At 59.5% G+C, this 1,961-nt stretch carries 1 protein-coding gene and 2 pseudogenes; all 3 read right to left on the bottom strand.

What is annotated here, in order from left to right; genetic code table 11:
- Nucleotides 1-286: 286 nt before the first annotated feature.
- Nucleotides 287-895, bottom strand: a pseudogene (locus tag GCT13_RS47505) (ATP-binding protein); the annotation flags it as partial.
- Nucleotides 892-1,674: pseudogene (locus GCT13_RS47510) on the bottom strand (Mu transposase domain-containing protein); the annotation flags it as partial. The pseudogenes GCT13_RS47505 and GCT13_RS47510, both read right to left, overlap by 4 nt.
- A 101-nt stretch (nucleotides 1,675-1,775) precedes the next feature.
- A partial coding sequence (locus GCT13_RS50435) for a hypothetical protein (protein ID WP_227747409.1) occupies nucleotides 1,776-1,961 on the bottom strand: 186 nt, incomplete at its 5' end.

Genomic DNA, 1,961 nt, shown 5'->3' on the forward strand with positions numbered 1-1,961 from the left:
GATCAGTGGATACCGTTCCCACACCGGTTCGACGACAGCGTTGCCTGCAACCATGATTTGCTCCTCTCGCGAGGGATGCTGAGTCGCCACCACAACGATTCAGCTCGGGGCAAGTAAGCGGGCATCGCCTTCGGCACGGGTTATCCACCGGGCCGCTCGCCTCTCGCTACAGAAGAGCGGGCGGCGGCCCCGTGGATAACCCTGCGTGATCTGTTTCAATATGTTCTGCGCACCAGCCAACTAAAAACTGGCCTACCGTAGCACAGATTCAATTCCAAATAACTTATATCAGAAGGCTTTTGCGCTCATACCTTTCGGCGATCAGTTCGAACAGCACACTGGTTTCGGCCTGGTCCTTGCGCGCGTACGACAGGTCATCAAGGATGACGAGATCGAAGCGATCGAGCTTCGCAAGTGCGGACGGCAATTGCAGGCCTTGGCGCGCAGCCTGTAACTTCTGGACGAGTTCGCTCGTGCGCGTGAACAGCACCCGGTAACCGGCGTCGATCAACGCGTGTCCGATGGCCGATCCCAGATGACTCTTGCCGGCGCCTGGCGGCCCGAACAGGAGAATCGTGGCGCCTTTCTCCAGCCAGGACTCCCCGGTTGCCAGCGCCGTGACATGTGCTTTCGAGACCATCGGCACCATACCGAAGTCGAAGGTGGCGAGCGTTTTGGTCGGATCCAGATGCGACTCAGCCCGGTGCCGCTCGATGCGTCGTTTGGCACGTTCGGCCAGTTCGTGCTCGAGCAGCGCGCTGAGCAGCCGCGCAGCCTGCCAGCCTTCCCTGTCTGAACGCTCGGCGAACTCGGGCCACAACCTGCCGATTGTTGGCAACCGCAACTCGTTGAGCATCAGGGCCATGCGGCCGTTGTCATGGGCGGGTGCGGTCATGCCGCCACCTTGTCGAGCAACGCGTCATAGACTGCGACGGGTGGCATGTGAACCACCACCTCGGGACACAAGGTCTGACGTGGCGCAAATTCGTCGCGCAACTGCTTGAGGTCGGGCAGTTCGTCTGCGTCGAACAACGTGTCGAGCCGTTCGGCGAGTACGGCCTCGACGCCGTGGAGGCCCGCGAGTTCAAGCAGGCCAACCATGATCTTGCAGGCCTGGCGTTGCGTCAGTTGTGCCTCCAGCCGCTCCCAGGTTCGACGGTAAGCCTCGCGAGGAAACAGTGCGTCACGAAACGCGAGTCCCTTGAACGCCTGAGGTTTGCGCCTGAGCGAGTCGATGAAGTGGCGGTAATCAAGTGCGTGGCGGTTGTCGGCGGCACGGGAGCCTCGCGGCGTGCTGTGCACCAGTGCGCCAGACAGGTAGCAGTCAAGCCGGTCACCATAGATCCGCACCTTCAGCCGGTGGCCGATCAGGCGCGATGGCGCACTGTAGAGGATGCCGCGCACGGTAAATGTGCTGCAGCGGGTCACAAGTGCTTCGTCCTCGACGAAGTCAGTGGTGCGACGTTCAGGCAGATCCTGCAGTTGTTCGCGCTCGATGCGAAACGCGGCGGCGTTGCGCCGGTTTCGACGCATTACCACCTCACGTACGAATTCATCGTAGGCGGCCCGGTCAGCGAAGTCGCGATGGCCTCGAAGCATCAACGCCTGGTCGACAGCATCCTTTAGATACCGATGCGAGGATTCCACACTTCCGTTCTCGTGATTATGGCCTCGAGGCCATAATCACGAGTATGGTGCGGTAAAAAATATGTCACAGTGGTTCTCAAGAACCCCGCATCGTCTATCGCGTTGACGTTTCCATGACGACATAATTTTCAGGCTGATACTGATATTCCACTGATCAATGATGGGGGAATATCATGTTCGAGACTCTCTTTACGCGTCCGCATGTTCTTGCTGCCCACAATCTCGCGCCCTGCGTGGAATCCAGGAAGCGCTTCCTCGTACATTGTCAGGAACAGGGTTATCCGCTCAGGTCGATTCGGAAGATCGCGTGGCTC

It is taken from the genome of Paraburkholderia franconis, assembly GCF_009362735.1.
Lineage (GTDB): Bacteria > Pseudomonadota > Gammaproteobacteria > Burkholderiales > Burkholderiaceae > Paraburkholderia > Paraburkholderia franconis.